Here is a 22,205-nt window from a genome sequence, read left to right as displayed (position 1 = left end):
CCTCAGGAACGCCCCAGCACATGCCCCGAGCCCCGGCGCGCACGCCGGTTGCGCTCCTCGTGCTCACGCAGGTCAGCCGAGACTGGCCTGCCGGTGAGTTTTGGAAATCTCTACCCCCACATCTCAGGAAGCGACCTGAATCACCTCCCACCCTCACTACACAGCTCGACTACATATGGTGACGATCTACCACCCCGCTGGAGCCGAAGAAAGTTCCCAACCCCTATGCGTTAGCGGCGGCGGGGGGTTGCGGCGATGGTGGCGGTGGCCGCGGGGTCGGCGCCCGCGGCGCGTAGGGCGCGGGCCGCCTCGGCCAAGGAGGCTCCGGTGGTGACGACGTCGTCCACCAGGATCACCTGGCGACCGGCCAGGTCGGATCGTGCCGCTTCGAGGGCACCGTCGAGGTTGGTGAGGCGTTGCGCGGCCGTCAGACCTGCCTGGTCACCCACCCGTCTTCGCTGTCTGAGGGCGTCCAGGCCGGTTACCGGTAGGCCGTTGACGCGCAAGCGGTGCAGGGCGACGGCGACTGTTCCGCGCAGAGGGTCGTGTCCCCGGCGCTTGACCGACCCGCGCCTGGAGGGCACCCACACCACTGTTCGCGGCGGATCCGGCCCCGTCAGGGTGGCCTGGACGGCCGTTGCCAGGGCCTCGCCCAGCGGGACGGCCAGAGCCGTCCGGCCGCGTTCCTTGTAGGCGGACAGGATCGTCCGTAAGGGGCCATCGTAGGCGGCGACCGTCCATGGGCGCGGGACGCCGTACGGAGCCGTTTCCGCGGGTCTGGCGGGGCCCTGGAGGGGGACCGCGCAGGCGTCGCAGAGCAGGACGGGCTCCCCACCGCATCCGGCGCAGCGTTCGGGAAGCAGGAGGTCGATCAGGTCAGCGAAAAGGTTCATGCGCTCGACGATGCCCGCCTCGCGGCGCGCTCGTCCCGGACTTCGGCACCTGTGGATAACCCTCGAACGCGAGCGCGTCAGCCCGGGTAGTTGGGGTCCTTGGCCGGGGTGGGGCAGATCCACGGGCTGTAGGAGTTGCTCGGGGCGCGCTGGCGGCAGACCTGGTCCTTCCCGGACGAGCGGGTGCCGATCAGGATCGGGGCGCCGGGGGCGGCGGCGATCGTCCGGGGCTCGCCGAGGGAGCCGACGCCGAGGGACGTGATGGCGCTGCCGCTGATCGGCATCAGGAACGGGAGGGTCTGCGAGTCGCGCTTGGCACGTCCGAGGACGGCGAAGGTGTTGTAGTCGCGCCAGGCGAGGTCGACGGCGTCCTGGAGCTCGGAACTCACGGGCAGGAAGGAGCCGACGTCCAGGGACCCGCCGGGCGCGTAGGCGATGCGGCCCAGTTGCACCTGGGGACGGCCGTCGATGTGGGCGATGACGGCGGCGCGGACCCCGTCGCGGGCGACGCGGAAGGCGCGGACCTCGCGGCCGCCGAGCCCCCAGTGCGCGGCGCGGACGGGTGGCTTGCCACGCCGGCGCACCCAGAGCCACGACTCGTCCTTCTTGCTTTCCACGACCCACAGGGTGCCGTCGCGGCTCCAGGTGGGGGCGGTGAAACGGCCCCCTTCCTGCGCGTTGAGCAGCACGCGTGGGGTCGGCGCGCCGGTGAGGGGTGCGCCCACCAGAACCTGGTCTGCCGAAGGGCTAAGACCGGCGAACTCCCGGTAGTCGGGAGCCACGGCGGGGCGGGAGAGGCGTCCGGCGGCACCGGTCACGACGGGCTGGGCACGGTCGCTCTCCAGGGTGCCGAGGAAGCCGGACTGGCCGACGACGTAGGCGTTCTGGTGGGACTCCCCGTGCGGAACCTGGCCGTCAGGGGAGTTGGCCTCCCAGGCGTGCACGGGCTGGGTGGATTCCATGCCCCCGGCGGTGACGGTCTGGCCGTCGATCCTCAGCCGCCAGCGCTTGATCTCCGAGAGCTGCCGCATCGTCCAGCTGAGCTGTGCCGACATCTGGTCGACGCTGCCCGCGCGGGCTTCCTTGGTGAGGTCGACCGTGGCGACCTCCTTGTCGACCTGGACGCGGTGCCGCAGCTTCGTCCCGGCGGGGAAGGCGGTGTGGACGGCGCCGTTGAGCCAGGACGTCGGGCCGTCCAGTAGGGCCTGGACGAGCTGCGTCGGCAGCGTCTGCCGGTTCACGACGGGCAGGAAGATGCCGTTGGGAACGAGCGTCTGGTGGTCGGGCGCGAAGAAGAACAGGTTGACGGTGCGCATGGCGCGCTCTACGTCGTCCTTGGAGAGCAGCAGCCCGGTCTTGTCGTCGCCGGGCACGCTCGTGATGCGCCAGACGCCCTGCGGCGTCTTGGCGAGCTGAAAGGTGGCCTCCAGGCTCCTCGGGGAGGCGGTGTACTGGCCGTCAGTGGAGATGGTGCCGAGCTCTTCCCCTGCCACCTTCACCGTCGCCTGGTTCGCCGACGCTTTGACGACCTGCGGCTCGGTGACGCGGCTGGTCAGGACGGTCACCGACGGCCGGAACCCCGGGTTCCAGGAGCTCTGCCCGCCGAGATACATCCGGGCGACCTGGTGGTTGTCGTCAAAGCTCGCGGAGGCGGCGAGGAACCCGGACACGATCTGGGCGGGCCCCCACTCGGGACGCGGCTTCACCGGGATCAGCCGGACATAGGGGTCGTCGACGCGTTCGGCCCGTTCGGCGGGTTTGCCGGTGATGACCTGGCCGCCGCTGGGCACGGACGCGCACCCCGCCCCGCCGAGGAGGAGGGCGGCGGCGACCGCCGCCCGGCAGACCACCCGTCCCGGCCCGGCGGGGGCGCGGGGGGTCACTCCCCGGCCTCCAGTTCGGCGAACAGCGGGCGGGCGTCACCGGCTCCTGGAGGGACGAGCGGGAGGGGGGAGCCCCTCAGCTCGGCCCCGGCCGTGCGGGGCAGCGAGAGGCGGAACTGGGAGCCCGCACCGGGCTCTCCCCACGCCTGCAGCCACCCGCCGTGCAGCTGCGCGTCCTCGCGGGAGATCGACAGGCCGAGGCCGGTGCCGCCGGTGGTGCGGGCGCGGGCGGGGTCGGCCCGCCAGAACCGGTCGAAGACCATCTGGCCCTCCCCCGGCTTGAGCCCCACGCCATGGTCGCGGACGGCGACGGCGACGGCGTCCCGGTCGGCGGCGACGGACACGATGATGTCCTCGCCCTCGCCATGCTCGACGGCGTTGACGAGCAGGTTGCGCAGGATGCGTTCGACCCGGCGGCGGTCGACCTCCGCCATGCAGGGCTCGCCGGGCAGTTGCAGGACGACCTTGCTGCCCTTGCGCTCGGACAGGCCCTGGATGTCGCCCACGACGCGCAGGACGAGGTCGCGCATGTCCAGGGACTCGACGTCCAGTGTGGCCGCGCCTGCGTCGTGCCTGCTGATCTCCAGCAGGTCGGCCAGGAGCGACTCGAACCGCTCAAGCTGGCTCTGCAACAGCTCCGCTGAGCGTCCTACTGCGGGGTCGTCGAAGGTGTCGCGGTTCTCGTAGAGCATGTCCGCGGCGATCCTGATGGTGGTCAGGGGCGTGCGCAGCTCGTGGGAGACGTCGGAGACGAACTGGCGTTGCACCTGCGACAGGTCTTCCAGTTCGCCGATCTTCTCCTGAAGGTTCGCGGCCATCTCGTTGAACGAGCGGGCGAGGCGCGCCAGGTCGTCCTCACCGCGGACCCTCATGCGCTCTTCGAGCCGTCCGGCGGCGAGCCGCTGCGCACCCTGGGCGGCCAGCCGCACCGGAATGACGACCTGCCGCGTGACCAGCGAGGCGATCGCGGCCAGCAGCAGCACCAGGACGATGCCCACCCCGGCCATGGAGCGCCCCACATTGGTCAGGGTCCGCTGCTCCTCCTCAAGCCGGAACAGGTAGTACAGCTCGAACTGGCCGGTCTTGCCGCCGACGATGAGGCCGCTCTCAGACGGACGGTTATCGACATAGGAGAGCTTGCCGTAGGTGTAGGCGCGTGCACCCGCGGGCGCGTTCTTCAGTTCCTCCCGCAGCCGCCGCGGGACGCTCTCCTGCCGCAGCTCGTTGGTCGTGTAGCCGTCGAAGTACTGCTCTGTGGTGTCGCGGATGTAGACCTCGTACAGTCCGGACGGGCCGCTACGGGACTTCAACCGTTCGATGGTCGAATTGAGCCTGCTGCCGTCCCCGGGCGAGTTCCCCAAGTCGCGCTGTACCTGCGCCAGGCCGTCGTCCAACTGGAGGCGTGCCGCCTTGACCTTCCCGTCCATGAGCGCCGACGACACCTGCTGCATCAGGAACGCGCCCAGGATCGCCACGACGATCGCAGAAATGAACAGGGTCGAGGTGACGATGCGTACCTGGATCGAACGGCGCCACCGCGTGTACCCCGTCCGGGCGGCGGTGCGCAGGACGCGCTGGACCGCACGCAGACCGCGCCGGGCGGGCCGCAGCGCCCTCTTCATATCGGCTCTCATCACACCGGGACGCCGCCAGGTCAGGCGGGCCCGGCCTTGTAGCCGACACCGCGCACGGTGACGACGATCTCGGGACGTTCCGGATCCTTCTCGATTTTGGCCCTGAGGCGCTGCACGTGGACGTTCACCAGGCGCGTGTCGGCGGCGTGGCGGTATCCCCAGACCTGCTCCAGCAGGACCTCGCGGGTGAACACCTGGCGGGGCTTGCGGGCGAGCGCCACCAGAAGGTCGAACTCCAGCGGCGTCAGCGGGATGTGCCTGTCGCCGCGCTTGACCGAGTGGCCGGCCACGTCGATGGTGATGTCGCCGATCTGCAGGGTCTCCGGCGCGGGTTCGTCGGTGCGCCGCAGGCGGGCACGGACGCGCGCCACCAGCTCCTTCGGCTTGAACGGCTTGACGATGTAGTCGTCGGCGCCGGACTCCAGGCCGAGGACGACGTCGACGGTGTCGCTCTTGGCCGTCAGCATGACGATCGGCACGCCGGACTCGGCACGGATCTGGCGGCACACGTCGATGCCGTCCGCCCCGGGCAGCATCAGATCGAGCAGCACGAGGTCCGGCCGGGTCTCCCGGAACGCCTCGAGCGCCTTGTCGCCGTCGTGGACGAACGACGGCTCGAAGCCCTCGCCCCTCAGCACGATGCCCAGCATCTCGGCGAGCGCGAGATCGTCGTCGACGACCAGTACACGTCCTCTCATGGCCCTCATCGTCACAAAGTCGGGGTTCGGTGGAGTGAGCGCTTCTCATCCTCGCCGGGACCGGCGGATACCGGCTCATGCGTGTCGTCGGGTGAAAAGTTCTCCGCGGCGCTATGCTCCGGCCCCACCTCGCCAGGGAGAGATATGCCTTGGCGTGCAAGGTTACCCGCGTTTGCGTGGTACATGGCTCTCCCGGGATCCGGTGTGCGGCTCGGAATTGTAGAGGTGACTCCCGAAACGCGCGCGAGGTTGACCGGGATCGGCAGATTCCGGCGGCGCGGCGGCCTCCGGAGCGCGCGGATCACCACCCGCCGGGGCGGCGGCGGCAATCGCGGCACTTCGCCCGTGACAGGATGACCTGACCGGTGGACGTCGCGGGGTCGGGAGAGACCCGGCGGGCGCGCCGGGCAAGCCGGGCGGGGGCGCCGGAAAGCCCCTCAGAAAGATCGGCCAGAGATCGCAGGGAGCCACGAGATGCCGGGACCGGACGGCTGGGACGACGACGCGGACGTCGACGCGCAGGGCGTCCCGTTCCGTCCCATGTCCATCTCGGAGATGCTGGACGGCGCCATCGCCGGGATCAGGCGGCGTCCGCGCACGTCCCTGGGCCTGTCCGTGGGGTTCAGCACGGTGATCCAGGTGGCGAGCTCGGTCGCCGCGTACTTCTTCATCGGCGACGAGGCCCGCGGCGAGGTCACGCCTGACGTGCTGATGGAGTCGCTCGGGGCGCAGCTCACGCTGAGCGTGATGGGCCTCGTGCTGTCGGCGTACGGGATCCTGCTGCTGTCCGGGCTGCTCGCTCCGATCCTCGGCCGGGAGCTGGTGGGCATGCCGATCGCGCCCCGGCAGGCGTGGCGGGACGCCAGGCCGCGCCTGGGCCGGTTGGCCGCGACCGCCGCGGCCGTCATGGGGATCTCGCTCATCGCGCTCGTCGTGCCGATCCTGCCGTTCGCCCTGCTGGTCGCCGCCGAGGCGCATCCGGGGCTGATCGTGCTCGCCGGGATCCTGGGCTTCCCCATCGGCATTGGGCTGATGGTGTGGCTCTATCTGCTGTTCGTCTTGGGTGTTCCCGCGGTCGTCTTGGAACGGCAGACGGTGGTGGGTGCGCTTCGCAGGGCGGTGACCCTGTCCAAGGGCCGCTGGTTCCGGACGTTCGGGACGCTTCTGCTGGCGCTGCTCGTGACGGTGTTCATGGGCTTTTTCGCGCTGCGCATCCCGTTCCTGTTCGTGCAGCTGATTTTCTTCGGCGACTCTTCTGGCAGCGATTCGACGATGGCGGCGCTCGCCGTGGACACGCTCGGCCGGATCGTGAGCTGGTCTGTCGTGCTGCCGTTCGACGCCGGTGTCATCGCCTTGCTCTACATGGACCGGCGGATGCGCCGCGAAGGCTTCGACCTTGACCTGCGCATGCGCGGACGCTCCGCCACCGCCATCTCCGCCACCGCCGACCCCGTCCCGGCCACCCCGGACAACGGCGTCGGCAACGGCCCCGAAACCGACCAGGGCGATCAGGAGGAAGGGTTCATCGACCTGTGGCGAACCGTCCCGTCGAGCGGAGCTCGTCCGGGAACGGGAGCGAACCCATGATGCGCATGCGAATGCTGCTCGATTCCGCTGCTCTCGACCCTGTCGGTAGGGACGAGGCACGCGAGATGGCCCGCCGCGAACTGGAGAAGCAGGTCTACCAGCGTGACAAGCCGTCCTGGCTGGAACGCACCTGGGACGACTTCTCCGAATGGCTGCAGGACCTGCTCAGCGGGTCCCCCGCACCGGAATCCCAGGGGAGCGGCAGCGGCTGGGCGTCGATCGTCGTCATCATCGTCGTCGTGCTCATCGCGGCGGCGCTGGTCGCGTGGCTGATGCGGGGCCGCCGCAACCTGCGTTCCAGGAACGAGCCATTGCTGGAGGACGAGACGTCCACCGCACTCGACCATAGGGACGCTGCAGAACGTCACGCGGCGGCCGGGCAGTGGGCGGAAGCCATCCGCGAACGGCTCCGTGCCATCGCCCGCGACCTGGAGGAACGGGCCGTGCTGGCCCCGCGCCCTGGACGTACCGCAGACGAGCTGGCGCAGGAGACGGGCGAGGCCGTGCCGGAGCTCGCCGAGGACCTGCGCGTGGCCGTGCGGATCTTCGACGACGTCTGGTACGGCGACCGTCCGGGCACCGCCGAGGGGTACGCGCAAGTCAAGGGCGTGGATGAGAAGCTGCGGGCGGCGAAGCCGAAACCGCTGGAGGCCGACGACCTGACGCCGGCCGGTGCCGGTGAGGACGGAGGCCCGCGATGGTGACGCAGACGCCCCCGCAGAGCGGGCAGGGCGCCGGGGCGGGGGCCACCGGGCAGGGTGCGGAGCCGTCCGCGCGGCAGGTCGCGGGGCGCCGCTGGCGGTCGGCCCGCGGCGTCGTCGCGGTGATCCTCGCCATGATCGTGATCGCGATCGTCCTGGCCGCGCTGCGCCCCTCGACGTCGGCGCAGGCGCTCGACCCCGAGTCGCCCAAGCAGGACGGCAGCCGCGCCCTGGCGGAGATCCTCCGGCAGAACGGGGCGCAGGTGACCGTGGCCAGGCACGCGGACGACGCCGTCAAGGCGGCCGGTCCCGGGACGGTCATGGTGGTGACCCGCACCGAGCGGCTCACCAACGAGGACCTGATCCTGCTGAGCAACGCGCAGATCGACCTGCTGCTCGTCCGGCCCACGTCGTTCGCCCTGGCCGACCTCGCCCCGAACGTCCGCAAGGACGGCGCGACGTTCGAGGACGCCGACGAGCCGGGCTGTTCCCTCCAGGCGGCGACCCTCGCGGGAGCGGTCGCGTTCCACGAGTCGGAGACGTACGAGGTCAGGGGCGGCTCGGCCACCCAGTGCTACAAGACCGAGTACGGCAGTCCACGCATCGTCCAGGTGCAGAACGGCTCGCACACCATCACCGTGCTCGGTTCGGCCTCCCCGCTGACGAACCGCCGTCTCACCGAAGAGGGCAACGCGGCGCTGGGCATGAACCTGGCGGGCGCGGCCACGGGCTCCTCCGTCGTGTGGCTCGTCCCTGACCTACCAGAGTCCGGCTCTGGGGCGGGGCAGCAGTCGCTCACCGACCTGCTGCCATTCGGCGTCAAGCTGTTCTTCCTCGAACTTCTGGTCGCGGTGGTCCTGGTCGCGCTGTGGCGATCCCGCCGCCTGGGCCCGGTCGTCGCGGAGGCGCTGCCGGTCGTCGTCCGCTCTGCGGAGACGGTCGAAGGACGCGCCCGCCTGTACCGTGCCGGGCACGCCCGTGACCGCGCGTCCGACGCGCTGCGGTCGGGGGCCCGCGAACGTCTCGTCCCGCTGCTCGGCCTCCCCCGCAGCCGCGCGCAGGACCCCTCCGCCATGCAAGAGATCGTCTCGGCGGTCGCCCGGCGCACGACGTACGACGAGACGTACGTCGGCGCGGCCCTGTACGGTCCTGAACCCTTGGACGACGCGGGGCTCATCGCCCTCAGCGACGTCCTCGACGACCTGGAAAGGCAGGTACGGCAGTCTTGAACCGCCCAGTAGAGCTCGGGAAGGACGACGTGCCCGGCACGGGTATCGAGAGCGATACTCCGCCGGGGCTGTCCGCGGAGACGCAGCGCCAGGCCGAGATCGCCCGCGCGGCGCTGACGGCGCTGCGCGGCGAGGTCGCCAAGACCGTCGTCGGTCAGGACTCCGTGGTGACCGGCCTGGTCATAGCGTTGCTCTGCCGCGGCCATGTGCTGCTGGAAGGCGTCCCAGGTACGGCGAAGACGCTCCTCATCAAGACGCTGTCACGCGCCCTCGACCTGGACTTCAAGCGCGTCCAGTTCACCCCTGACCTGATGCCGGGCGACGTGACCGGATCGCTGGTGTACGACAACCGGACGGCGGAGTTCGAGTTCCGCGAAGGTCCCGTCTTCACCAACCTCCTGCTCGCCGACGAGATAAACCGGACGCCGCCGAAGACGCAGGCGTCCCTCCTAGAGGCCATGGAGGAGCGGCAGGTTTCCGTGGAGGGCTCCGCGCGCCCTCTGCCCGACCCGTTCGTGGTGTGCGCGACGCAGAACCCGATCGAGTACGAGGGCACCTACCCCCTGCCGGAGGCCCAGCTCGACCGGTTCCTGGTCAAGCTGACCGTGCCCGTGCCCACGCGCGACGAAGAAATCGCCATGCTCCAGCGGCACGCGGCGGGCTTCGACCCCCGTGACCTGTCGGAGGTCCAAGCGGTCGCGGGCGCGAGCGAACTCGCCGCTGGACGGGCCGCCGTCAGGTCCGTCCACCTCGACCCCAAGGTCGCGGCCTACGTCGTGGACCTGTGCAGGGCGACCCGCCAGTCACCGTCGCTCCAGCTCGGCGTGTCCCCGCGTGGTGCGACGGCGCTGCTGGCGACGTCCCGCGCGTGGGCGTGGCTGTCGGGCCGCGACTACGTGACGCCGGACGACGTGAAGGCGCTGGCCCGGCCGACGCTGCGGCACCGCGTCCAGCTCCGTCCCGAGGCGGAGCTCGAAGGCGCGACGGCCGACGGCGTGCTGGAGGGCATCCTCGCCCACGTCCCCGCCCCACGCTGATGGCGCTGACCGGACGCCTCGGCCTCCTGGCGCTGTTCAGCGCGGCGATCCCGCTGTTCGCGCCGAGCTGGTGGACGCTGCTCATCGTCTGGGGCGTCCTGCTGCTCGGCGTCCTCACCGATCTGGCCCTGGCCGGGAACGTGCGCGCGCTGCGCTTCCACCGCTCCGGCGACACCAACGTCCGCCTCGGCGGGACGGCCCAGGTGACGCTGATCGTGGAGAACCTCGGACGCCGACGCCTCAAGGCCCGTCTCCGCGACGTGTGGCCCCCCAGCGCCGGAGCAACACCCCGCAGCGTCAAGGTGGACGTCCCCGCGGGTGAACGGCGACGCGTCGAGATGACGCTCACGCCTACACGGCGCGGCGACCGGAAGGCCGTCACCGTCGTCGTCCGCTCTGTCGGACCGCTCGGCCTGGCCGCACGGCAGCTTTCACGCGCCGCCCCCTGGACGGTCCGTGCCCTACCGGCGTTTCCGTCCCGCCGCCACCTCCCGGCCAAGCTGGCGCGCCTGCGCGAACTCACCGGAGCGCATGTCGCTCTGATCCGTGGGCAGGGCACAGAGTTCGACTCTCTGCGCGAGTACGTGGACGGCGACGACGTCCGCTCCATCGACTGGCGCGCCACCGCACGCCGCAACGACATCGTCGTCCGCACCTGGCGTCCCGAACGCGACCGGCGGATCTACCTCGTGCTCGACACCGGCCGCACGTCCGCGGGCCGCGTCGGCGACATCCCCAGGCTCGACTGCTCGATGGACGCGGCGATGCTCCTCGGCGCCCTGGCGTCCCGCGCGGGCGACCGCGTCGACCTGCTCGCCTACGACCGGCGCGTCCGTACCCGCGTCGAAGGCGCGTCCAGGACGGACCTGCTGCCCGCGATGGTGCACGCCCTGGCGCCGCTGGAGCCGGAGCTCATCGAGTGCGACGCCGCCGGGATGGTGTCGACACTGATGGCCCGCGTCCGGCAGCGGTGCCTCGTCGTGCTGCTCACCGAGCTGAACACGGCCGCGATCGAGGAGGGCCTGCTGCCCCTGCTGCCGCAGCTCACCGCCCGCCACCTCGTCATGATCGCCGCGGTGTCCGACCCGCGGATCGGCGAGATGGCCGCCGCCCGAGGCGACCTCGCCTCCGTCTACGACGCCGCGGCCGCAGAACGCGCGCGCGCCGAACGCCGCCGCCTCACCGCAGAACTACGCGGCCACGGCGTAGAGGTCGTGGACGCACCCCCCGAGGAAATAGCCCCGGCCCTAGCCGACGCCTACCTGGCCCTGAAGGCGGCCGGCCGCCTCTAGCCGGAGACGGGGGCCATGTCGGGGCGGAGGTCGGCGTCGCCGGTTTCGCCTTGGCGGGTGGCGCGGCGGCCCAGGACGATCACGTAGGCGAGGAAGGCGACCTCGGCGACGACGCCGATGGAGATGCGCAGCCAGGTGGTGTGCACCCAGCCGGTGACGAAGCCCTCGATGAGGCCGGACACGAGCAGGACGGCGATCAGGCCGATCGCGATGCTGACGGCGGCGCGGCCCTCCTCGGCGAGGGCCTGGCCGCGGCGGCGGCGGCCCGGGTCGATGACCGTCCAGCCGAGTTTGAGGCCGCCGGCGCAGGCCAGGTAGACGGCGGTGAGTTCCAGGAGGCCGTGCGGGAGGATCAGCCCGAAGAACACGTCGCCCTTGCCGTAGGCGAACATCAGCCCGCCGGTCAGGCCGAGGTTGATCTGGTTCAGCAGCAGGACGTACACGGTGGGGATGCCGAGCATGATGCCGAATATCAGCGCGACCGCCGAGACCCACGCGTTGTTGACCCATACCTGGAACGCGAACGACGACGCCGAATGCTCGGTGTAGTAGTTCGCGAAGTCGTGCTCGACGAGTTCACGGATCTCGTCCGGCGGTGCGATGCTCGCCTGTACGTCCGGGCTGTGCACGACCCAGATCGCCAGAGCCAGGGCGAGCAGGTTGCCCAGGAAGGCGTTGCCGAGCCACCACCACTTCATCCTGTACGCGGCAGCCGGGAACGACACCGTCGCAAAGCGGGTAACGTCCCGCCAGAGCGGGGCTTGGGCACCGGCCACGGCGGCCCTGGCTCGGGCCACGAGGGACGACAACCGGCCTACGAGCTGAGGATCGGGGGAGCTTGAACGGACGACCGACAGGTGCGTAGCGGTCCGCTGGTAGAGCTCGACCAGTTCGTCGGCTTCTGCGCCGGTCAGCCTGCGGCCGCGGTTGATGAGCCACTCCAGGCGCTGCCAGTCGGCGTTGTGCGCGGCCACATAGGCGTCGACGTCCACCCGAGGGAGACTAACGCCTCGCTCCGTCCAACCGGCAAAATGGACCGGACCCCAGCCCATTGGAGGATCAGGACATGGCCGAACTCGTCACCGGCGAGGCCGTCGCGCTCGACATCAGGGTCGCGCGCCTGGCCAGCCGTGGCTGCGCCATACTGCTCGACCTGATCTTCCAGATGGTGCTGCTGAACATCGCCATCTACTTCACCGCGATGACGTCGCTCGTCGCGGACGAGGCGTGGACGATCGGGCTGACGCTCCTCGCGGTCGTGGCCATCCTCGTCGGGTATCCGTGCGCGTCCGAGACGCTGTCGCGCGGGCGGACGCTGGGCAAGATGGCCGTGGGCCTGCGCGTCGTCGCCGACGACGGCGGGCCGATCCGCTTCCGGCAGGCCCTCGTGCGCGCGCTGGCGGGCTTCATCGAGTTCTGGACGTTCTACGGCTCGCCCGCGCTCATCACCTCGTTCTGCAACCGGCGGGGCAAGCGGCTGGGCGACCTGTTCGCCGGGACGATCGTCATCCAGGAGCGGGTGCCGACGTCGGCGTTCTTCGGTCCCGTCGCCGTGATGCCGCCGCAGCTCGCCTGGTGGGGCCGCTCCCTGGAGCTGTCGCAGCTGTCGGACGAGCTGGCGATGACGGCCCGGCAGTACCTGTCGCGCTTCTGGGAGCTGCTGCCGGAGGTCCGCGACTCGCTGGGGCAGCGCATCGCGTCGGAGGTCGTCGCGGTGGTGAGCCCGCCCCCGCCGCCCGGCGTCCGGCCGGAGATCCTGCTGTCGGCCGTCCTCGCCGAGCGCCGCCACCGCGAGGAGCAGCGGCTCGCGCAGCGCCGCGCCCGCCGCATGCAGCGCCTCGGCTGGACGGCCTGGGCACCGCAGCCCGCTCCGGCCATGGCGATGGCCGGGGGCCCGCCGCCCGGCCCGCCCCGGCAGGGCCCTCCTGCGCCGCCGCCGTTCAGCGCCCCCGGGGCGGGGCAGCCGCAGTTCCTTCCGCCGCCCAACTACGGCGCGGGGCCGTACCAGAACGTCCTGAACGCCCCTCGTCCGCCCGCTCAGGGCCCGTATCCGCCGGGGGGCTACCCGGCCGCCGGACCGGGGCCGGGCGGCCCGTATCCGCCTCCTGAGGCCGCGCCGCCGCACCGGCACGCCGGGCCTCCGCCGCACGGGCCGGCCGGGCCTCCGCCACACGGCTTGTATCCGCCCGGACGCTGACCGGGCCGCCTCTCCGTTGCCGGGTCCGCTGCGGACCCGGGAACGGCTACGGCCGAAGCATGGCCATCAAAGGTCGCCGAAGAATCCGGCGGTCACACCGCATTCCCTTTCCTCGGCAATTCTCAAATGCTTAGGGAAGGCTATCCTAATTTAGGATAGGCAATCCTTAGAATGGCTTGGCCGCCGTTCTATTAAAGGCATGATTTTCACACTGCTGAAGGCGCCACCGCCGGGCGGTCAACGAATACCGTACGGCAGGCGCAATGACCTGCGGACTGATCCGTCCCCTCAGTCCGATATCGGCCACCCGCCGTTCCCGCCGAGAGTCTCGGCAGCGCTGACCTCCTGGATCTCCGCCCAGGAGCGCGCAAGCCGATCTTCGCAGGTGGCGCAATGAATTCGCTGCCAGAAGGAAATTAAAGTCGAATTTTCTACGCTGGCAGGGGTCCGGCGGCCATGTCAGCGTAAACGCCATGGAAGGTGACAGAGAGATCATCGGGCTGCTCAACGAGCAGCTCACCTCGGAACTCACGGCGGTCAACCAGTTCTTCCTGCATGCGAAGATGCAGCAGGACTGGGGCTACGTACGGCTCGCCAAGAAGTCACGCGAGGAAGCCCACGAAGAGCGCGAGCACGCGTCGCGGCTCACCGAACGGATCCTTTTCCTGGAGGGAACCCCGAACTACCAGGAGCTCAACCCGCTGCGCATCGGGCAGAACGTCCCCGCGCAGCTCAGGGCGGACCTCGCCCTGGAGATGGAGGTCGTGGGCCGGGTGCGTCCCGCCATCGCGCTGATGCGCGAGCGCGGTGACATCACGTCCGCCCGGATCTTCGAGGAGATCCTCGCCGACGAGGAAGAGCACATCGACTACCTGGAGACCGAGCTGGGCCTCCTCGACTCCCTCGGTGAGCAGAACTACCTGCAGCGTCTCACCGACGCGCCTGGTGAGGACTTCACCGAACCCGTCTGACCCCCCTGACCCGCCAACCCGCCCGAGCCAACATTCGCCATGACCACCCCACGCGCGTACCGGGCGCCGAGGGTCGCTTCCAGCTGGATCGGACGACCCCGGCGGCCCGGTGCGCGCCCTACACCGCCCGACCGGACCAACCAAGGAGCACGACCGTGACCGAGACCAGAAATGCCGAGGACACGCTCATCGACACCGACGTCGGCACGGGCAGCGCCGACCTCGCGGAACGGCTCGTCCTGCAGATGTGGCGGACGCCCGTCTACCAGGCCGACTGCACCGGCGCCGCCGAGCATCTCCCGCACCTGAAGGAGCTCGTCCTTGAGGCGGAGGACGCCGACCGGCAGGCCGCCGCCGCGGGCCGCGCCCGCCCGATCGCGTCGTCCCAGACCATGCTGACCTGGCGGCACCCCTCGATCGACTGGCTGCGGCGCCAGATCGGCATCGCGGGCGACGCGCTGGCCCGCGCGGTGCTGGGCGAGGCGGCCGACGAGATCCGCGATGACGACGTCAGCATCGAGGCGTGGGCGCTGGTCTGCCGCCCCGGTGACCCGCTGCGCCCGCACACCCGCCACGACTCGGCCTGGTCGGGCCTCCTGTCCGTCGACGCGGACCCGAGCGGCGACAGCGACGCCGGATACCTGCGGCTGCTCGATCCGCGTCCTGCCGCCGTGCAGCGGACCTCCTCTCCCGGACCCGTCGGCCACATCCCGGTCCCCGGCCGGATGATCGCCTTCCCTGGCTGGCAGGCCCACTGGATGAGGGCGACCGCCGCCGACTCCCGGCTGCGGATCGCGATCGCCTGGAACATCGCCTACCACGAACGCTGGAGCCGAGTCTCATGACGATCACCACCACCCCGCTCCCCGTCCCCTCGCCGGTCCCGTCGTCCGGCCATGCCCGGCGCGGCTGCGGCACCGCCGGGTCGCCGGTCCGGCAGCACTGGGGGACGCCCGTCGCCTTCGCGACGCTCGACCCGGCGGGGCTGCTGTCCCCGTCCGCCGCCGAGATCGGGCCCGAAGGGCCCGCGCTGGAGGCCCTGCCGCCCGGCGAGATCATCACCGACCTGGAGGCGCTGGCCGCGTGTTTCCACCGCTCGTTCGACGCGCTCGCGGACGCCCACGGCCCCGGCCTCGCTCCCCCTCTCGGCGGCGTCGCGATCGACGTGCAGGTCTGGCGGCACGGCTACGACCGCCCGGCCGCCAGGCACGCCGCCGACCTCGTCGCCTGGTGGGTGCTGGACGCCGGCCCCGCCCACGCACCCACCGGTTCGGGCGCCATCGCCCTGGCAGACCCCCGGACCGGTTTCCCACGCGCAGCCATGCCGGGACAGCCGTGGGGACGCCACCTCGTGGTCCGTCCCACGCCCGGCGCCCATGTCGCCGTGCCCGGCTGGGTCGCGTCCTCGATCGTCCCTCTGGAACGCGGCCAGCACGTCCTTGTGGCCTTTGCCTCGACCCTCCGGTGACGGCCCGGCTAGCCCAACAGGTTGGGCGGCGACTCCAGGTCGGTTAGCTCGACCCCAGGGGCGGCGAGAACGACGTCGCCCGCCAGGTGGACGGTTTCCACCTCCCCTGTAGAGAGATCCGTGACCTCGTACTGCGAGACCGGCAGCGGTTCCGTTTCGGTTTCGTAGACGGACGTTCCCGCTCGCCGCCAGCGCCAGAGGGTCGTGAGCGGCGAGAGGGACGTACCGCTCAACTGGACGAGACGGACGTCGGCCTGCGCCGTCTCGTCCAATTCCAACGAGCGGGCGACCGCGACGAGGAAACCGGGCGACTCGGCTATGAAGCCGGACGCCCGTTCGGCGTGTTCGGTGCCCGTCTCTCCCGCCGCGCGCACCCACGCGACCTCGGGGCCGGTGACACCGCCCCGCACCCACCACGTTGAGGTGACGAGTTCGACGCGGATCTGGCGCCACCGTGCGTCCACGACCAGATCCGTACGGACGCCGTCCGGCCGCTGGGACGTGTAGCGCCAGCCCCCAGGGCCCGGCGCGCACTGGAAGCGCTCCTCCAGGCCCTCGCCCGTGTGCAGATACGTCCCGGACGGCACGGGCTAGGACCCGAGCCGCCAGGAGTGCAGATAGTCCTCCTGGTCCTGGGTGAGGCGGTCGATGGAGATGGACATCGACGCCAGCTTGAGGCGGGCGACCTCCGTGTCGATGTCCTTCGGCACGTCGTGGACGGCCGGCGCCAGCGTCGAGTGGGCGGTCGCCAGCCACGCGCACGTCAGGGCCTGGTCGGCGAACGACATGTCCATCACGGCGGCCGGGTGCCCCTCCGCGGCCGCCAGGTTGACCAGGCGGCCCTCGGCCAGCAGGACGAGACGCCGCCCGTCGGGCATGACGTACTCGTCGGTCTGCGGACGGCTCCCGCGATGCACCTCGACGGCCATCTCCCCCAAGGCGCGGACGTCGATCTCGACGTCGAAGTGCCCCGAGTTCGCAAGGATCGCGCCGTCCTTCATGACGGCGAGGTGCTCGCCGTTGACGACGTCACGGTTTCCGGTGACGGTGATGAAGACGTCGCCGTCCAGGGCCGCCTCGGCCATGGGCTGGACGGCGAACCCCTGCAACGCCGCATCGAGCGCCTTCACAGGGTCGATCTCGGTGATGACGACCCGGGCCCCTAGGCCGCGAGCCCGCTCCGCCAGGCCCCGCCCACAGAATCCGAAGCCCGCGATGACGACCGTCTTGCCCGCCAGGAGCGTGTTGGTCGCGCGGATGATGCCGTCCAGGGTCGACTGGCCCGTGCCGTAGCGGTTGTCGAACATGTGCTTGGTGTCGGTGTCGTTCACCGCGACCATGGGGAAGCGGAGCGCGCCCTCGAGCGCCATCTGATGCAGCCGGATGACACCGGTCGTCGTCTGCTCGCAGCCCGCCTTGACCGTTCCAAGCAGATCCGTGCGATCGATGTGCAGCGTGTTGACGAGGTCGCAGCCGTCGTCCAGGACAAGATCGGGGCCCGTCTCCAACGCCTGATGAATGTGCGCGTAATAGCCCTCACGGTCGATCCCCGCACGGGCGAACACCTCCGCGCCGTACTCCTGGACGAGCGCCGCCGCGGTGTCGTCCTGCGTCGACAGCGGATTGGACGCCGCGAGCGCGACACTCGCACCGCCCGCCTGGAGCGTCCGGATGAGTCCCGCCGTCTCGGTCGTGATGTGCATGCACGCGGCGACCTTCAGGCCGTCCAGGGGACGCTCGTCGGCGAACCGCGCCCGGATCTGGCGCAGCACCGGCATGCTCCGATCGGCCCACTCGATCCGCTTGAGCCCCTCATACGCCAGCGAGGCGTCCGCAATATCGCTCATCGCTCCCCTATGGCCTTTGAGGCAGAAACCGCCGCACGGCCGTCGCGCGGCCGTGCGGCGGTCGAACGCTACCGATCTTTAGTAACGGTAGTGGTCCGGCTTGTAGGGGCCTTCGACGTGGACGCCGATGTAGGCGGCCTGCTCCTTGGTCAGCTCGGTGAGCTTGACGCCGAGGGCGTCGAGGTGGAGGCGGGCGACCTTCTCGTCCAGGTGCTTCGGCAGGACGTACACGCCGACCGGGTACTCCTCGGTCTTGGTGAACAGCTCGATCTGCGCGATGACCTGGTTGGTGAACGAGTTGGACATCACGAACGACGGGTGGCCGGTGGCGCAGCCGAGGTTCATCAGGCGGCCCTCGGCCAGCACGATGATGGAGTGGCCGTCCGGGAAGCGCCACTCGGCGACCTGCGGCTTGACCTCGATCTTCTCGATGCCGGGGATCTTGGCGAGGCCCGCCATGTCGATCTCGTTGTCGAAGTGCCCGATGTTGGACACGATCGCCTGGTGCTTCATCCGGCTCATGTGGTCGGCCGTAATGATGTTGAAGTTGCCGGTGGTGGTGACGAAGATGTCGGCGGTCTCGACGACGTCGTCCAGGGTGGTGACCTGGAAGCCGTCCATCGCGGCCTGCAGCGCGCAGATCGGGTCGATCTCGGTGACGATCACGCGGGCGCCCTGGCCGCGCAGCGCGTCCGAGCAGCCCTTGCCGACGTCGCCGTAGCCGCAGACGACCGCGACCTTGCCGCCGATCAGCACGTCGGTGGCGCGGTTCAGGCCGTCGATCACGCTGTGCCGGCAGCCGTACTTGTTGTCGAACTTCGACTTGGTGACCGAGTCGTTGACGTTGATCGCCGGGAACGCGAGGGTGCCGGCCTTCGCCATCTCGTAGAGGCGGTGGACGCCGGTCGTGGTCTCCTCGGTGACGCCCTTGATGCCGGCGGCGGTCTCCGTCCAGCGGCCCGGCTTGTCCGCGATGGTGCGGCGGAGGGTGTCGAGGACGATGCCCAGCTCCTCGGGGTCGTCCTCGGTCGCGGTCGGGACGACGCCGGTCTTCTCGTACTCGGCGCCCTTGTGGACGAGGAGGGTCGCGTCGCCGCCGTCGTCCAGGATCATGTTCGGGCCGGAGCCGGCCCTGCCGTCGGCCCCCGGCCATTGGAGGGCCTGGTCGGTGCACCACCAGTACTCTTCGAGCGTCTCGCCCTTCCAGGCGAACACCGGGACGCCCTTCGGGTCGTCCACGGTGCCGTCCTTGCCGACGACGACCGCGGCGGCCGCGTGGTCCTGGGTGGAGAAGATGTTGCAAGACACCCAGCGGACGTCGGCGCCCAGCTCCACCAGCGTCTCGATCAGCACGGCGGTCTGGATCGTCATGTGCAGCGAGCCCATGATCTTGGCGCCGCGCAGCGGCTTGGCGGCGGAGTACTCCTCGCGCACCGCCATCAGGCCCGGCATCTCGTGCTCGGCGAGCCGGATCTCCCGGCGCCCGAAATCGGCCAGCGACAGGTCGGCGACCTTGTAGTCCATGCTTCCGTTGCTCCTTGGTCCGCGGATGGCGGGTCGGTACGCGAGGTCGGGTTGACGCCGAGTGCGCACCTGCGTCAACGTCCGCGAGTCTAAGGGGGGCGACCGTCCCCGAGCACGGTCGGAGGCGACTTTCTAACACGGATTTGTCAGAATCGGCTCATGCGCATCACGGAGGCCGCCCGGCGGCTCGGCACCTCGCCCCGCATGCTCCGCTACCGCGAGGCCCTCGGGCTGCTGCCCGTCACCCGGGAGGCGTCGCCGGCCAGGCGCGGCGGCGGCCACCGCCGGTTCGGCGACGCCGAGCTGCGGGCGGTCGCGCTCGCCCTCGCGCTGGAGAAGCGCTACGACATCGGCCCGGCGGAACTGGCGTTCGGGCTGCGGGTCCTGGCCGAGCCGCAGGTGCAGGCCCATGTGCGTGAGCTGGGCGAGCGCATCGGGCGGCTGTCCGCGCCGCCGACCCGCGCGCTCGACTTCGAGAAGGAGAAGGCGATGCGCCTGCTCCGCAGGCGGTGACCGTCAGCCGGCGGGGTTCTCGCCCGGGACGACGACGCCCGACTCGTAGGCGAGCATGACCGCCTGCGCCCGGTCGCGCAGGCCGAGCTTGGTGAAGACGCGGGCCACGTGCGTCTTCACGGTGTGCTCGCTGACGACGAGCTGCGCCGCGATCTCGCTGTTGGACAGCCCGCCCGCGATCAGCACGAGCACCTCCGTCTCCCGGGCCGTCAGCGTGGCCAGCGCCGACGGCGCCTGCGGCCGGTTGCGGCGCTGCTTGGTGAACTCGCGGATGAGCCGCCCGGTGACCTGCGGGGCGAGGAGCGAGTCGCCGCGCGCCACGACCCGGACGGCGGACACCAGCTCGTCGGCGGTGGCGTCCTTCAGCAGGAAACCGCTGGCGCCGACGGCGAGCGCGTCGTAGACGTACTCGTCCACGTCGAACGTCGTCAGCACCAGCACCCGGACGTTCTCCGAGCCGGGCAGGGACAGGATGCGCCGGGTGGCCTCGATGCCGTCCATGCCGGGCATCCGGATGTCCATGACGACGACGTCGGGACGGCTGCGCTCGGCGATCCGGACCGCCTCGCGCCCGTCGCCGGCCTCGCCGATCACGGTGATGTCGTCCTGGGCGGCGAGCAGGGCCGCGAACCCGGCCCGGACGATCGTCTGGTCGTCGACGATCAGCACGTTGATCACCGCTGCCGCCCCGCGGGCGCGGCGACGGCGTCGATGACGGGGTCAGGCGCCGCCGGGCGGCGCCTCGGAACCGTGTCCACGGGTGGAATTCCCTTCCCTCGTCAGCGGAAGCTCGGCCTCCACCAGGAACCCGCCCTGCGCGGCCGGGCCGGCGGAGAACCGCCCGCCCAGCATGGTCGCACGTTCCCGCATCCCGACGAGGCCATGTCCGCCACCCGACCCGTGTAGGCCACCCTGTCCCTGCGCCGCGTACGGTTCCGGGGTCTCCAGGCGGGTGTGCCCGGCGTCCACGGAGGTGGGGCCCGCGGGGTCGTCGCGGTGCAGGACCCTGGTCTTGGACGGCCCGGGCTCCGCCGCCCCGCTGTCGTGGACGCGCACGGCCAGCCGGTCCGGCAGGAACGTCAGGTCGACGCGGACCCCAGCCCCCGGCGCGTGGCGCCGCGCGTTCGTCAGCGCCTCCTGGACGATCCGGTACGCCGACAGCTCGACCGTCGTCGACAGCATGCGCGGGTCGCCGTGCACGGCGAGGTCGACGTGCCCGCCCGCGCCGCGATGCTGCTCGATGAGGTCGGGCAGCCGGTCCAGGCGCGGCTGCGGGGAGTTGGCCGCGTCCGGCTCCGGGGTCGCGTCGGCGCGCAGCACGCTGAGCAGCCGCCGCATCTCCACCAGCGCCTCCCGCGCCGTCTTGGCGATCTCGGTGTACCCGGCGCGCGCCTCGGGCGACAGGTTCTCCATCGTGTACGGGGCCGTCTCCGCCTGCACCGCGATCATGGAGACGGAGTGCGCGACGACATCGTGCAGCTCGCGGGCGATGCGGGCGCGCTCGCGCATCACCGCCTGCTCCCGCTGGACGGCGGTGAGCCGGGTCAGCGTCTCGTTGGTGCGCTCGGCGGCCTTCGCCTCGGTCTGGCTCGCGGACTCCACGACGCGGCGCGCGTCGCCGAGCCCGATGGCGGCCAGGACGGCGATGAACACGGCGGGCCAGGGGACGTCGTCCAGCGTCGAGGTGGCCAGGTAGACGACCGCGAGCGTGACCACGCTGCCGACCGCGAGGACGCCGGTCGACTGGCGGGGCAGGTGCCGGCCCAGCGCGTACAGCGTGTACAGGGCCGCGAAGCCGGTGGTGACCAGCAGGGTCTCCCCGGTGAGCAGGGTCGCGGCGACCGCGCCGAGCACGATGGCCGCGACCGGGCGCAGGTTCTCCCGCCGCCAGCCGAGCGGGAGCGTGGAGGCGACCGCGAACCCGCCCGCGAGGCTCAACGGCGAGTCGGCGCGCGGCGCCAGCTCGGCGAGCGCGGCGATGGTGAGGGCCAGGCCGGTCAGCGGCGCGAAGTACCAGGAGCCGACGACCTCGCGCCAGGTGTTGATCCAGCGGGGCAGGGGCGCGGTCGTCCCGTCCGAGACGGCCGGGCCGGGTACGCCCCCGGGCCCCGGACGGCGTCCGGCGCCGCCGTTCAGCCGCGTGACCAGACGCACCGCCAGCGGGCGCAGCAGGGTGCCGATCCCGGTGAGGATCCACAGCAGCAGCTGCCCGACGCCCGCCACGATCCGGCCGGACAGCCGCCACGCGTGCGTCGCGACGGCAGGGCCGAACCCCGCGGGGCCGGGTCCGGTCGGGGGCTTGTCATCGGTGCTCACGACTCAATACTGACCGCTGAGGCGTGCTCTCACCTCACCGTGCGGATGTATGCGGACGGCGGGGCTCCGTCTGGAGTACCACCCGCTTTCCCTCCTTGAGGGGGACGTGCGGGAGACCGCCGCGAACGTAGTGTTCTAACCGTGACCGCGACGGTGGCGGCTCCGGCGTAGGGGGTTCGGGGCGGCTGCCGCGGTCACACCAGAACCGCCCGGTGTTCAGGGGTCCGGGCGGGGAGGCATGGGAAAGCACCTCGCCGGACGGCCGTGGTTCGCGCCTCTGCGGAGGCACACGCGCCGGTCTTGCCTGGGCTGGGGTCGGCCGGCACGGCGTCGGCCGTCCGGCGAGGGGTCCCATGTTCCTCCGGCCCCGCGCGGCCGATGGCCGGGATGCGGCCGATGGTCGGGATGGCGCGGG

General features: G+C 71.2%; 20 protein-coding genes. 10 read left to right on the top strand and 10 right to left on the bottom strand.

The annotated features are described in order from the left end of the window. Nucleotides 1-230 precede the first annotated feature (230 nt). The 4 genes from E1264_RS14070 to mtrA form a co-directional block, all read right to left on the bottom strand. A complete protein-coding gene (locus E1264_RS14070; RefSeq protein WP_132173429.1) occupies nucleotides 231-893 on the bottom strand; it encodes a phosphoribosyltransferase family protein in 663 nt (220 codons plus the stop codon). A 77-nt stretch (nucleotides 894-970) separates the two neighbouring features. Next, nucleotides 971-2,776 (bottom strand): LpqB family beta-propeller domain-containing protein, encoded by a 1,806-nt coding sequence (locus E1264_RS14065; protein ID WP_243710929.1) that lies wholly within the window; start codon nucleotides 2,774-2,776, stop codon nucleotides 971-973. Beyond that, nucleotides 2,773-4,398: an MtrAB system histidine kinase MtrB gene (gene mtrB / locus E1264_RS14060; RefSeq protein ID WP_243710928.1), complete on the bottom strand. Its 1,626-nt coding sequence runs from the start codon at nucleotides 4,396-4,398 to the stop codon at nucleotides 2,773-2,775. Before mtrB ends, E1264_RS14065 begins: the two co-directional genes overlap by 4 nt. A gap of 32 nt (nucleotides 4,399-4,430) precedes the next feature. Next, nucleotides 4,431-5,108, bottom strand: a complete 678-nt coding sequence (mtrA, locus tag E1264_RS14055) for an MtrAB system response regulator MtrA (protein ID WP_021598338.1) — start codon at nucleotides 5,106-5,108, stop codon at nucleotides 4,431-4,433. 474 nt (nucleotides 5,109-5,582) lie between these two features. On the opposite strand from mtrA, the gene E1264_RS14050 reads away from it, so the two are divergent. From E1264_RS14050 to E1264_RS14030, 5 genes are read left to right on the top strand one after another with little or no spacing between them, the layout of a single operon-like run. Beyond that, nucleotides 5,583-6,695: a hypothetical protein gene (locus E1264_RS14050; protein WP_132173425.1), complete on the top strand. Its 1,113-nt coding sequence runs from the start codon at nucleotides 5,583-5,585 to the stop codon at nucleotides 6,693-6,695. After that, nucleotides 6,692-7,399: a DUF4129 domain-containing protein gene (locus tag E1264_RS14045; RefSeq protein ID WP_132173423.1), complete on the top strand. Its 708-nt coding sequence runs from the start codon at nucleotides 6,692-6,694 to the stop codon at nucleotides 7,397-7,399. Before E1264_RS14050 ends, E1264_RS14045 begins: the two co-directional genes overlap by 4 nt. Next, nucleotides 7,393-8,625: a DUF4350 domain-containing protein gene (locus E1264_RS14040; protein WP_132173421.1), complete on the top strand. Its 1,233-nt coding sequence runs from the start codon at nucleotides 7,393-7,395 to the stop codon at nucleotides 8,623-8,625. The genes E1264_RS14045 and E1264_RS14040 overlap by 7 nt, the downstream gene beginning before the upstream one ends. Nucleotides 8,626-8,669: 44 nt before the next feature. Then, nucleotides 8,670-9,662, top strand: a complete 993-nt coding sequence (locus tag E1264_RS14035) for a MoxR family ATPase (protein WP_243710930.1) — start codon at nucleotides 8,670-8,672, stop codon at nucleotides 9,660-9,662. Beyond that, on the top strand, nucleotides 9,662-10,954 hold the full coding sequence (locus tag E1264_RS14030; RefSeq protein ID WP_132173417.1) for a DUF58 domain-containing protein: 1,293 nt from the start codon (nucleotides 9,662-9,664) through the stop codon (nucleotides 10,952-10,954). The genes E1264_RS14035 and E1264_RS14030 overlap by 1 nt, the downstream gene beginning before the upstream one ends. On the opposite strand, the gene E1264_RS14025 is transcribed toward E1264_RS14030, so the two are convergent. Beyond that, nucleotides 10,951-11,946: a stage II sporulation protein M gene (locus tag E1264_RS14025; RefSeq protein WP_132173415.1), complete on the bottom strand. Its 996-nt coding sequence runs from the start codon at nucleotides 11,944-11,946 to the stop codon at nucleotides 10,951-10,953. The genes E1264_RS14030 and E1264_RS14025 overlap by 4 nt on opposite strands. Nucleotides 11,947-12,020: 74 nt before the next feature. Between E1264_RS14025 and E1264_RS14020 the strand changes: the two genes are divergently transcribed. From E1264_RS14020 to E1264_RS14005, 4 genes are all read left to right on the top strand, one after another. Further along, nucleotides 12,021-13,151: an RDD family protein gene (locus E1264_RS14020; RefSeq protein ID WP_132173413.1), complete on the top strand. Its 1,131-nt coding sequence runs from the start codon at nucleotides 12,021-12,023 to the stop codon at nucleotides 13,149-13,151. A 473-nt stretch (nucleotides 13,152-13,624) separates the two neighbouring features. Next, the gene (bfr, locus tag E1264_RS14015) at nucleotides 13,625-14,122 is read left to right on the top strand and encodes a bacterioferritin (protein WP_132173411.1); all 498 of its coding nucleotides are present in this window, start codon (nucleotides 13,625-13,627) and stop codon (nucleotides 14,120-14,122) included. A gap of 155 nt (nucleotides 14,123-14,277) precedes the next feature. After that, a complete protein-coding gene (locus E1264_RS14010; RefSeq protein ID WP_132173409.1) occupies nucleotides 14,278-14,967 on the top strand; it encodes a putative 2OG-Fe(II) oxygenase in 690 nt (229 codons plus the stop codon). Further along, nucleotides 14,964-15,590 carry a hypothetical protein gene (locus E1264_RS14005; protein WP_132173407.1) on the top strand — a complete coding sequence of 209 codons (627 nt, stop codon included), beginning with the start codon at nucleotides 14,964-14,966 and terminating at the stop codon, nucleotides 15,588-15,590. Before E1264_RS14010 ends, E1264_RS14005 begins: the two co-directional genes overlap by 4 nt. An 8-nt stretch (nucleotides 15,591-15,598) precedes the next feature. Here the strand turns inward: E1264_RS14005 and E1264_RS14000 are convergent, their stop codons facing one another. The 3 genes from E1264_RS14000 to ahcY (E1264_RS13990) all read right to left on the bottom strand — a co-directional run bounded on the left by E1264_RS14000 (nucleotide 15,599) and on the right by ahcY (E1264_RS13990) (nucleotide 18,961). Continuing rightward, entirely contained in the window at nucleotides 15,599-16,177 is a 579-nt protein-coding gene (locus E1264_RS14000; RefSeq protein ID WP_132173405.1) for a hypothetical protein, read from the bottom strand. A 3-nt stretch (nucleotides 16,178-16,180) separates the two neighbouring features. Continuing rightward, entirely contained in the window at nucleotides 16,181-17,437 is a 1,257-nt protein-coding gene (ahcY, locus tag E1264_RS13995) for an adenosylhomocysteinase (protein ID WP_132173403.1), read from the bottom strand. Between the two features lie 78 nt (nucleotides 17,438-17,515). Beyond that, on the bottom strand, nucleotides 17,516-18,961 hold the full coding sequence (gene ahcY / locus E1264_RS13990) for an adenosylhomocysteinase (protein ID WP_132173401.1): 1,446 nt from the start codon (nucleotides 18,959-18,961) through the stop codon (nucleotides 17,516-17,518). A 159-nt stretch (nucleotides 18,962-19,120) separates the two neighbouring features. Between ahcY (E1264_RS13990) and E1264_RS13985 the strand changes: the two genes are divergently transcribed. Then, nucleotides 19,121-19,474, top strand: a complete 354-nt coding sequence (locus tag E1264_RS13985; protein ID WP_132173399.1) for a MerR family DNA-binding transcriptional regulator — start codon at nucleotides 19,121-19,123, stop codon at nucleotides 19,472-19,474. Nucleotides 19,475-19,477: 3 nt separating this feature from the next. Here E1264_RS13985 and E1264_RS13980 read toward each other — a convergent pair whose 3' ends face one another. Together E1264_RS13980 and E1264_RS45315 are read right to left on the bottom strand one after the other, a co-directional pair. Continuing rightward, a complete protein-coding gene (locus tag E1264_RS13980; protein ID WP_132173397.1) occupies nucleotides 19,478-20,152 on the bottom strand; it encodes a response regulator transcription factor in 675 nt (224 codons plus the stop codon). Nucleotides 20,153-20,194: 42 nt separating this feature from the next. Continuing rightward, nucleotides 20,195-21,790 carry a histidine kinase gene (locus E1264_RS45315; protein WP_132173395.1) on the bottom strand — a complete coding sequence of 532 codons (1,596 nt, stop codon included), beginning with the start codon at nucleotides 21,788-21,790 and terminating at the stop codon, nucleotides 20,195-20,197. Nucleotides 21,791-22,205 lie beyond the last annotated feature (415 nt).

The sequence above is a fragment of the Actinomadura sp. KC216 genome, from assembly GCF_004348535.1.
Lineage (GTDB): Bacteria > Actinomycetota > Actinomycetes > Streptosporangiales > Streptosporangiaceae > Spirillospora.
Note: the sequence above shows the minus strand (reverse complement) of the source record. Positions and strands in the feature narration are given on the sequence as shown.

What these genes read in the sequence shown, in the direction of transcription:
- E1264_RS14020 (WP_132173413.1), top strand. Translation starts at nt 12,021, where the DNA reads ATGGCCGAACTCGTCACCGGCGAGGCCGTCGCGCTCGACATCAGGGTC.
- E1264_RS14070 (WP_132173429.1), bottom strand. Translation starts at nt 893, where the DNA reads ATGAACCTTTTCGCTGACCTGATCGACCTCCTGCTTCCCGAACGCTGC.
- ahcY (WP_132173403.1), bottom strand. Translation starts at nt 17,437, where the DNA reads ATGAGCGATATTGCGGACGCCTCGCTGGCGTATGAGGGGCTCAAGCGG.
- ahcY (WP_132173401.1), bottom strand. Translation starts at nt 18,961, where the DNA reads ATGGACTACAAGGTCGCCGACCTGTCGCTGGCCGATTTCGGGCGCCGG.
- E1264_RS14030 (WP_132173417.1), top strand. Translation starts at nt 9,662, where the DNA reads ATGGCGCTGACCGGACGCCTCGGCCTCCTGGCGCTGTTCAGCGCGGCG.
- E1264_RS14050 (WP_132173425.1), top strand. Translation starts at nt 5,583, where the DNA reads ATGCCGGGACCGGACGGCTGGGACGACGACGCGGACGTCGACGCGCAG.
- bfr (WP_132173411.1), top strand. Translation starts at nt 13,625, where the DNA reads ATGGAAGGTGACAGAGAGATCATCGGGCTGCTCAACGAGCAGCTCACC.
- mtrB (WP_243710928.1), bottom strand. Translation starts at nt 4,398, where the DNA reads ATGAAGAGGGCGCTGCGGCCCGCCCGGCGCGGTCTGCGTGCGGTCCAG.
- E1264_RS14005 (WP_132173407.1), top strand. Translation starts at nt 14,964, where the DNA reads ATGACGATCACCACCACCCCGCTCCCCGTCCCCTCGCCGGTCCCGTCG.
- mtrA (WP_021598338.1), bottom strand. Translation starts at nt 5,108, where the DNA reads ATGAGAGGACGTGTACTGGTCGTCGACGACGATCTCGCGCTCGCCGAG.
- E1264_RS14040 (WP_132173421.1), top strand. Translation starts at nt 7,393, where the DNA reads ATGGTGACGCAGACGCCCCCGCAGAGCGGGCAGGGCGCCGGGGCGGGG.
- E1264_RS13985 (WP_132173399.1), top strand. Translation starts at nt 19,121, where the DNA reads ATGCGCATCACGGAGGCCGCCCGGCGGCTCGGCACCTCGCCCCGCATG.
- E1264_RS14045 (WP_132173423.1), top strand. Translation starts at nt 6,692, where the DNA reads ATGATGCGCATGCGAATGCTGCTCGATTCCGCTGCTCTCGACCCTGTC.